This is a genomic window from Pararhizobium sp., assembly GCF_035497515.1.
Classification (GTDB): domain Bacteria; phylum Pseudomonadota; class Alphaproteobacteria; order Rhizobiales; family Rhizobiaceae; genus Pararhizobium.
Window position 1 is genome coordinate 1 of record NZ_DATJDJ010000155.1, and the last position, 9,237, is coordinate 9,237.

Here is a 9,237-nt window from a genome sequence, read left to right on the forward strand (position 1 = left end):
GCAGAACGTGGCCGAGCTCGGCATATCCATGCTCTTCATCTCGCACGATCTCGCCCTCGTGCAGGAGCTCTGCAGCTCCATTTACATCTTCAAGGACGGCAAGGTGGAAGACGCCGGCTCTTCGGCGTTCATCTTTGCACACTCACAGAACCCGTACACGCGCAGCCTCATTGCTGCGCGTCCCCAGCGCTTCACGCACTGACGTGCCTACATGTCGGCGACAAGCGCAACCAATCGTCGTCCGGAAGTTCGTTCAACTTCATCCACACAATCGCGTGGCGGCTGCTCGCTGCGAAGGAAAGATCTATCATGACGCATACGTTCACGATCGCCGTAACCGGGCAATCTCTGATCAAACAGGATATTCGCGGCGTGGATACGCCGGGATTTCAGGGCGTGCGGGACGTGCTCTCCCAAGCCGATTTTTCGTTCACCAACTTTGAAAGCACGATCCTTGGAAGTCATGGTGGATGGCCGCTCAAAGGGTCGTTCTTCGGATGCAGCCAGCCGGTTGTTCTCGACAGCCTTCAGGCTCTCGGATTCCAGGCACTTTCCCTGTCGAACAATCATGCTTTCGATCTTGGTCCATCGGGGATCCTTTCGACCCTGGAGGAGGTCGATAGGCGCGGCTTCCTTCATGCCGGCATCGGGCGCAATCACACAGCGGCAACGCGCGCTGCAAAAGGTTCGTTTACTGGCAGGAAGGTGGCTCTCGTCGCCATGGATGGAGGACCAGGACCCGATTTCATGTATGCGGCGGACGCCGCCAACGGTCGCTCCGAGCGTCCGGGCGTGAACCGGCTAAGGCTGACCAAGGTGATAGACGTCGACACCGACACGTTCGAACAGCTGCGAACGGTTCGCGACAAGGTGGGCTACACGATGATGGACCTGGGCAACGACAGCCAACCAGACGATGTGCCTCATGTCGAGGTCGAAGCCGAAATCAGTTTAGCGCGTGCAATTTTCAGACGCTCCGACAGGTTTGGTCGAAATGTTAAAGTCGATGAGGACGACATGTCGCGAAACCTCGCAGCGATTACGTCCGCGACGGAGGACGGGTGCCTGGTCATCGCCTACCTGCATCATCACCATTGGGCCTCGGACTGGTATCAGGTCCCTGAATGGGTGGGTGCCGTCGCGAAAAAATGCATTGATGCGGGTGCGGCAATGTTCGTCAGCCACGGCGCGCCTGTCCTCCAGCCCGTCGAAATCTATCGTGGCCGGCCGATCTTCTACAGCCTGGGCAATTTCATCTTCCACGTAAAATCCGAGAAATCGCAATGGAGGGCGCGGGAAGTGTGGGAAAGCGTGATCGGGTTATGCTCGTTCGGCGGAGACGGCAATCTAGCCTCAATGTCCTTCCATCCGGTTGTTATCGGCGGTAGCGAAGCATCAAACAGTGACGCCCTGGAACAGCGTCTCGCCCCCGAACTTGTGCGCGGCGTCGGTGCCGAGAGGATATTGCATCGCTTTCGAGACCAATCTGCGGGTTTTGGTACAGAGATCAAAGTAACGGAGGGTGTAGGGTGGCTAATGTTTTAGCCGGAAGGGGATTGGACCGGAACCAAATCGCGATATTCCGGTGATGCCCGCCTGGGTGTGCGCGTTGATGGGCTATAAACCGCTGTCCTCAATTCTTTCTGGACTCGAATCGATTCCACGGAACGCTCATTTGCCGCTTGGTAGACTGAGCATGGCATATGCGTCGGATGAACGCCGCGCACGAAAAATGCGCCTGATTAAGTTTGCATCTGTGGAGGCATTGAACGCGTCAGCGTCCAATGCCTCTGTCGCCTTGCTTTTGACCACATCCCCCTACCGCACTCATTGAAAATTCCGGCTTTTCACCTTCAGTGTATCGATATGCAGATCAGGTACATATATTTCCCGCGCCTTGACGCCCATCGGCGGCCGTTCGCGGCTGTCGGGGCTACCCGGTGAACCATGCGCGAACTCGTCGCCCCGTCCTGTCGGCACCCTGAAAGTGTCTCGCTCGCCGAGGCTCGCCAGATCGTCGCTCAGATCGAACATCCGTTGCGCCACGAGATGCACGACGCCTCCTTCGCGCTGGATCTTGCCGTTGATCGCCATCATGGCCGCTCCAAGCACGACGCGGCGCTGCTTTTCGAACAGGCTTGGCCAGACGACGATATTGGCAACGCCTGTCTCATCCTCGATGGTCATGAACATGACGCCCTTGGCACTGCCGGGCTTCTGCCGGACAAGAACAAGGCCTGATGTCATTAGCCAGCGACCATCACGGGCCGATGTCGCCTCGGCGCAGGTGACGATGTTTCGGCGGGTGAGATCCTCGCGCAGGAAGCTGACCGGATGGGCACGCAGCGTCACGCCCGTATGTCCGTAGTCCTCCACGACATTGGCGCCTTCGGTCATCTGCCGAAGCGTCACATCCGGTTCCTGCTGTTCGGCAATCACAGCCCGCTCGCGCTCGGCGGCCGCAGCAAACAAGGGTAGTGGCTCGTCGCGCAAGGCCTTGATTGCCCACAGCGCATCGCATCTTTCAAGGTTCAAGGACGGCCGGAATGCATCGGCCTCGGCGAGCTTGACCAGGGAGGCCGACGAAACGCCGGCACGCCGCCACATATCGTCGATGGAAACAAACGGATCGTCACCACGCGCCACCGCGATTTTCGCCGCATCCTGTTCGGGCAAACCCTTGACCAGTCGCATCCCGAGGCGGACGGCATGATCGTCGGTTCCCTCAATTTCTTCGAGCGTGCAATCCCACCGCGAGTGATTGATGCAGACCGGCAGGATCGTAACACCGTGGGCGCGGGCATCGGTGACGATCTGCGCCGGCGCATAGAATCCCATCGGTTGCGCGTTGATGAGCGCGGCACAGAACACGTCCGGATAATGGCATTTCAGATAGGAGGAGGCGTAGGCGATGAGGGCAAAGGAAGCGGCGTGGCTTTCCGGAAAGCCATAGGAGCCAAAACCCTCGAGCTGCGAGAAGGTCTTTTCGGCGAATTCCTCGGTGTAGCCATTCTTCACCATCCCCTGGACCAGCTTGTCCTTGAACTTGCTCACCCCGCCGGTGAACTTGAAGGTCGCCATGGAGCGCCTGAGCGCATCGGCCTCGCCGGCGGTAAAACCCGCACAGACGATCGCGACTTTCATGGCGCTCTCCTGAAACAGCGGAACACCGAGTGTCTTGCCAAGCACGGCTTCCAGTTCCGGCTTCGGATAGACGACCGCTTCCTTGCCTTCGCGCCGTCTCAGGTAGGGATGCACCATGTCGCCCTGGATCGGCCCAGGGCGAACGATCGCCACCTGGATGACCAGGTCATAATAGGTCTGGGGTTTCAGCCGCGGCAGCATCGACATCTGCGCGCGGGATTCGATCTGGAAGGTGCCGAGCGTGTCAGCCTTGCGGATCATCGCATAGGTCGCTGGGTCTTCCTGCTCGATGGTGGCGAGATCAAGCGTCACTCCCTTGTGTTCCTCCAGCAAGGCAAAGCCCTTGGCCATGCAGGTCAACATTCCCAAAGCAAGCACATCAACCTTCATGAACTTGAGCGCCTCGATATCGTCCTTGTCCCACTCGATGGTCTGGCGATCCTCCATCCGGGCCTGCTCGATCGGCACAAGTTCGTCGAGCCGGTCATTGGTCAGGACAAAGCCTCCCGGATGCTGGCCCAGATGACGGGGTGCGCCCATCAGCTGCTGCGCCAGCTCCAATGTCAGACGAAGGCGGCGGTCGGACATGTTCATGTTGAGCTCGTTGACCTGCTTTTCGCCGACGCCCTCCTTGCTCCAGCCCCAGACGCCCGCCGACAGCGCCGTGATCATGTCTTCAGGCAGGCCGAGCACCTTGCCGACATCACGGAGCGCGCCTTTGGCCCGATAGCGCGTGACGGTGGCGCAAAGGGCAGCCTTTTGCCGGCCGTAGGTCTTGTAGATCCACTGGATCACTTCTTCGCGCCGGGCATGCTCGAAATCGACGTCGATGTCGGGCGGCTCGTTGCGCTCGGCTGAAATAAAGCGCTCGAACAGTAGATCGTTTGCGGCCGGATCGATCGCCGTGATCCCAAGCACATAGCAAACGGCGGAATTGGCAGCACTCCCACGACCCTGACAGAGAATATCCTGAGATCGCGCAAAGCGGACGATGCTGTAGACCGTCAGGAAGTAGGGCGCGTAGTCGAGTTTGCGGATCAGATCGAGTTCGTGATTGAGGGTCTTCACCACGTCATCTGGAACTCCCTCGGGATAGCGATCGCGCACGCCCTCCCAGGTGAACTTCTCCAGCGACTGCTGTGCCGTCAGTCCGGGAATGATCGCTTCCTCGGGATATTGATAGGTCAGTTCGCTCAAGTCGAAGCGACAGCGGTCGACAATTTCGCGGGTCCGGGCGAGCGCCTCTGGATAGCGGTTGAACAGCCGGTGCATTTCCTCGGGCGGCTTCAAAAAACGATCGGCGTGCCGTTCGCGCAAGAAACCGGCCTGATCGATGGTGGTGCGATGGCGAATGCAGGTGACGACATCCTGCAATTGCCGCCTGCCCGGCTCGTGAAACAGCACGTCGTTGGTGACGACGGGCCGGACCTTTTGCCGGATTGCCAGCAAGTTGAGGTCGTGAAGGCGTAGCTGGTCGTTCGGCCGCCGGCGCAGCGTCAGTGCCAGATAGGCGCGCTCGTCAAAAATCTCCCTCATCTTGCGCAGCTGGATCGCGCACTTATCGTCGGCTTCGTCGGGGATCAGGACGGCGAGCAGGCCCTCTGCATAGAGGGAGACATCCGACAGATCGAGGATGCAGTGCCCCTTGCCGCCCCGCTCCTTGCCGAGGGACAGAAGCCGGCACAGCCTCGAATAGGCAGCCCGGTCCATCGGATAGACCAGCATCGACATGCCATCTGACAAATCGAGCCTGCAGCCGACGACCAGTCGGATGCCCGTTTCCTTGGCCGCCTCCCAGGCGCGCACGACCCCGGCAAGGCTGTTGCGATCGACAATGCCAAGTGCCTCAATGCCGAGTGCCTTGGCGGTGGCAAACAGTTCATCGCAGCCCGACGCACCGCGCAGGAAGGAAAAATGGCTGGTGACCTGGAGCTCGGCGTAGCGCATCAGCCATAGATCCCGTGCAGAAACCACTTGGCCGTCCCCGTCGCGGGATCCACACCGTCGCCGGAGCGATAGACCCAGAAGCGATTGCCGTCCTCATCCTCGACGGAATAGTAGTCCCTGACCGCATCCATCTCGGAGGAACGAACCCACCACTCGCCGAATATCCGTTCCGGCCCGTCACCACGCTTGATGCGCCGGCGTTTGCCGCGCCACGTCATGGACGCCGGCGGGTGGTCGGGTGTGAGCGCGATCACGTCTATCCGTTCCGGGCGCGCCAGCACCCGGCTTGGCCGCGGCCAGCGGGTCGGCCAGACCTCACCGAGCTTTGCGGCAATGGGGGAGACGCGCCCGACATTGCGCTCGGGAACGTCGCTTTCGACAGGCGCCAGCCGGTACATCCGCTGACCGCGATTTCCAAAACTGTCGAGCAGTGGCGTGACGTCGACGACGGTTTCTTCGATAAGGGAGGAGATTGACTGCTTTTCTTCGAAAGGCTCAGTCATCGTCGCGGCAAGAGATAGTTTCTCGATACCGAAACCGGGATCGATCTTCTCGATGCTGGAACAGAGAAGCTTTGTCAGATGGGAAATGTCGCGCACCGGCTTTGCCGTGCCGGCACGCAGCGACTGCAGGGTGTTGTCGACGCGATAGATAATCAGGTCAGCGCGGCGAACACCCTGCCCGCGCGTCTCCAATCCGGCGCAGAGTTCAACGACCAGCTTGCCGATATATTTGGCGATGGTCTCGGCAGCCCCGATCGGTTCGGAAAACGAACGCGCCACTTCGATCAGGTCCGCGGTACGAATGGGGTCGATGGGTTCGGCAAGGCGCCCGAACATCTGATCGAGCCTGCGACCAACTTCCGGCCCGAAACGCAGTGCCAAAGGCGCTCGCGGCGTTGCCGACAATTCGCCCACGGTCCGAAACCCAAGCACTGTCAGCCCGCTGACGACGTCGGGCGGCAGGCGAAGGCTGGAAATCGGCAGATTGACGATGGCTTTGGCTGTGTCGCCAACCGGGACGATGGTCACCTCCCGCGGCATAGCGCGGGCAATCGCATGAGCACTGCCCCAGGTATCGGCGATAGCCCCACGTGCTTGAAGACCGCGGCCTCTCAAAGCGTTGACAAGGCCGGTCAGCATCGGCACCTCGCCGCCGCGCAGATGGTCGGCGCCCTCGGTGTCCATGATAATGCCGTCGGGACTGTCAGTTGCCACGATCGGCGTATATTGGCGCAGCATCCACAGCGCCAGACGCTCAACCGCCTCGGCATCACCTTGTCGATCGGCATCGACCAGATGCAGGCCGGATATCATCGCCTGGGCTTTGGCGGCGGGCATGCCGATGCGGACGCCGGCCTTGAAGGCCGCAGCGTCGATTGCCGCGACGGTGCGTTTCGATCCACTGCGGGAAACGACCACGACAGGTGTTTCAGCCGAAATTCCGGGATCGGCGCGCCTGATCCTGTCCGTTGATAGCGTGGGGAGAAAGACTGATACGACCCGTGGCATCGCAGGCACCTATTTCAAATTCGGCGGCTTCTCCCGCTCTTGCTCTGATCAATTCCGCCAGCCACCGCGCCCGCCCGATGCCCGGCACGGGAAGCGGCTCGGAGGGCAGGACGCTGATGCGCCACCGTGTCGTGGCGGCCGTAGGTTGACCGAAGTCTGCTGCCTCCGTTGGGCGACGCCATCGTCGAAGCGCAATCCCGATTGTACCTGAAGCTTCGGCCGCCAGCTGCAGGCGCCGCGAGGCGGTCATCGGCAGGCGGACGAGTTCGGCAACGACGGCGCCAAGCCCGCCAAAACGCAGACCCTCTTCGAAATTCGTCAGCACATCCTCTTCCCGGTCGGCCTCGACATAGATCACCCGATCATGATGCAGGCCTGCCTGTGCCAATGCCGGCGCAAACAGGTCGGGCCGTGTCAGGCACCAGAGCACGTCGCCCTTGGTGCGCGCAACGATGCCGGCGACAAACAGAGCGGCCGCTGCACCATGCACCGCATCGCCACCACCACCGGCCACCTCATGCAGGGCACCGAAAGCAAGCCCGCCGCCCGGAAGCTTTCCGTCGATCTCGGCGATTCCGAACGACAGCACCTCACCTTTCCGCGCAGCGGTGCCTTCGAGGCGCTGGATGCGCTCGCGAAGATCGGCAATGGTCGCATTGACGGCGGCGTTAAGCATAGGCTGCGGATATCTCGTCGATGCTGTTCAGGGCTTTTCAGCGGCTATCGCGACTGATATGTTCATTATTTGTTCTTATCCTCCAAATGAGTCAATGCTGATTCTGGCGGTAGACGGGGTGCGGATGACGGAACGCGACGCACAAGCAACGGGCATCCAAACCAAAACGGCCAGAGCAGACAGGCACTTATCGGGAATCACGGCATGACGGTTGCCTATCTGGAAAAACTGAACGAGCAGCAGCGGCAGGCTGTGGAACACGGCGTTGGACTGGCAGTCGGACAGGTGGCAGGACCGCTGCTGATCATCGCCGGCGCCGGATCCGGCAAGACCAATACCTTGGCTCACCGGGTCGCGCATCTGATCGTCAATGGCGCCGATCCGCGGCGAATTCTGCTGATGACGTTTTCAAGGCGGGCAGCATCAGAAATGTCGCGCCGTGTCGAGCGGATCTGCAAACAGGTGCTTGGCGCCAATTCCGGGGTGCTTACCGACGCGCTGGCTTGGTCAGGCACGTTTCACGGGATCGGGGCGCGGTTGCTGCGGATCTATGCCGAGCAGATCGGGCTCAATGTAGATTTCACCATTCATGATCGCGAGGACAGTGCCGACCTGATGAACCTTGCCCGTCACGAACTTGGATTTTCCAAGACCGAAAGCCGTTTTCCGACCAAGGGCACGTGCCTGTCGATCTATTCGCGGGCGGTCAATTCGCAAACGCCATTGAACGAGATCCTGCGCCAGCACTATCCTTGGGTGGCAAGCTGGGCAGAACAGTTGAAGCAGTTGTTCGCCGCCTATGTCGACGCCAAGCAGGCCCAGAACGTGCTCGATTACGACGATCTGCTTCTCTATTGGTCGCAGATGGTCAGCGACCCAGAGCTAGCGGACGATATCGGCAATCGCTTCGACCATGTGATGGTCGATGAATACCAGGATACCAACAGGCTGCAGGCTTCGGTGCTGATGGCACTCAAGCCCGGAGGGCGTGGCCTGACGGTCGTCGGCGACGATGCGCAGTCGATCTATTCGTTCCGGGCAGCGACAGTTCGCAACATTCTCGACTTCCCGTCCTCCTTCAGTCCAGCCGCCGATATTATCACGCTTGACCGCAACTATCGCTCGACGCAGCCGATCCTGGCTGCGGCAAACGGCGTCATCGATCTGGCGCGCGAGCGCTTCACCAAGAACCTGTGGACCGAGCGGCAATCGGTGGAGCGACCGAAACTCGTCACCGTCAAGGATGAAACCGAGCAGGCAAACTTCATCGTCGACCAGGTGCTCGCCAATCGCGAGACCGGCATGACGCTGAAGAACCAGGCCGTATTGTTCCGCACGTCCAGTCATAGCGGTCCGCTCGAGGTCGAACTCACTCGCCGCAACATCCCTTTCGTCAAGTTCGGCGGCCTTAAATTTCTCGACAGCGCTCATGTGAAGGACATGTTGGCCGTGCTGCGGTTTTCGCAAAACCCGCGCGACCGCGTCGCCGGTTTCCGGCTGCTGCAAATGCTGCCGGGGATCGGTCCAAAGACGGCTGGCAACATTCTTAATACGATCGCCGCCGATCCTGAGCCACTCCTGGCCCTTGCTGAAATCCCGCCTCCGCCCAAGACCGGCGACGACTGGACATCCTTCGTCCAGTTGCTCGCCAGCCTGCGCAAGACCGAAGATGGCTGGCCTTCGGATATCGGGCAGGCACGCCTCTGGTACGAGCCGCATCTCGACCGCATCCATGAGGATGCCGACACCCGCAAGGCCGATCTGCTGCAGCTCGAACAGATCGCCAACGGCTATCCATCGCGCGAGCGCTTTCTGACGGAATTGACGCTTGATCCGCCGGATGCCACCAGCGATCAGGCCGGGGTGCCGCTGCTCGACGAGGACTATCTGATCCTGTCGACCATTCATTCGGCAAAAGGACAGGAATGGCGCGCGGTGTTCATGCTCAACGTGGTCGAT

General features: G+C 60.4%; 5 protein-coding genes and 1 pseudogene. 3 read left to right on the top strand and 3 right to left on the bottom strand.

Annotation, left to right across the window (positions count from 1 at the left end; translation table 11 throughout):
* Both VL202_RS15550 and VL202_RS15555 read left to right on the top strand, forming a co-directional pair.
* Positions 1-202: pseudogene (locus tag VL202_RS15550) on the top strand (ABC transporter ATP-binding protein); the annotation flags it as partial.
* 107 nt (positions 203-309) lie between these two features.
* Positions 310-1,545, top strand: coding sequence for a CapA family protein (locus tag VL202_RS15555; RefSeq protein WP_325465005.1), 1,236 nt, complete (start codon positions 310-312; stop codon positions 1,543-1,545).
* Between the two features lie 282 nt (positions 1,546-1,827).
* Here VL202_RS15555 and VL202_RS15560 read toward each other — a convergent pair whose 3' ends face one another.
* Genes VL202_RS15560 through VL202_RS15570 form a run of 3 tightly spaced genes read right to left on the bottom strand, consistent with a single transcriptional unit; the run spans position 1,828 to position 7,278 of the window.
* On the bottom strand, positions 1,828-5,091 hold the full coding sequence (locus tag VL202_RS15560) for an error-prone DNA polymerase (protein WP_325465006.1): 3,264 nt from the start codon (positions 5,089-5,091) through the stop codon (positions 1,828-1,830).
* Positions 5,091-6,602 (bottom strand): DNA polymerase Y family protein, encoded by a 1,512-nt coding sequence (locus VL202_RS15565; protein ID WP_325465007.1) that lies wholly within the window; start codon positions 6,600-6,602, stop codon positions 5,091-5,093. The genes VL202_RS15560 and VL202_RS15565 overlap by 1 nt, the downstream gene beginning before the upstream one ends.
* Positions 6,523-7,278, bottom strand: a complete 756-nt coding sequence (locus tag VL202_RS15570; protein WP_325465008.1) for an ImuA family protein — start codon at positions 7,276-7,278, stop codon at positions 6,523-6,525. Before VL202_RS15570 ends, VL202_RS15565 begins: the two co-directional genes overlap by 80 nt.
* 204 nt (positions 7,279-7,482) lie before the next feature.
* Here VL202_RS15570 and VL202_RS15575 point away from each other — a divergent pair.
* On the top strand, positions 7,483-9,237 hold a 1,755-nt coding region (locus VL202_RS15575; protein WP_325465009.1), incomplete at its 3' end, for an ATP-dependent helicase.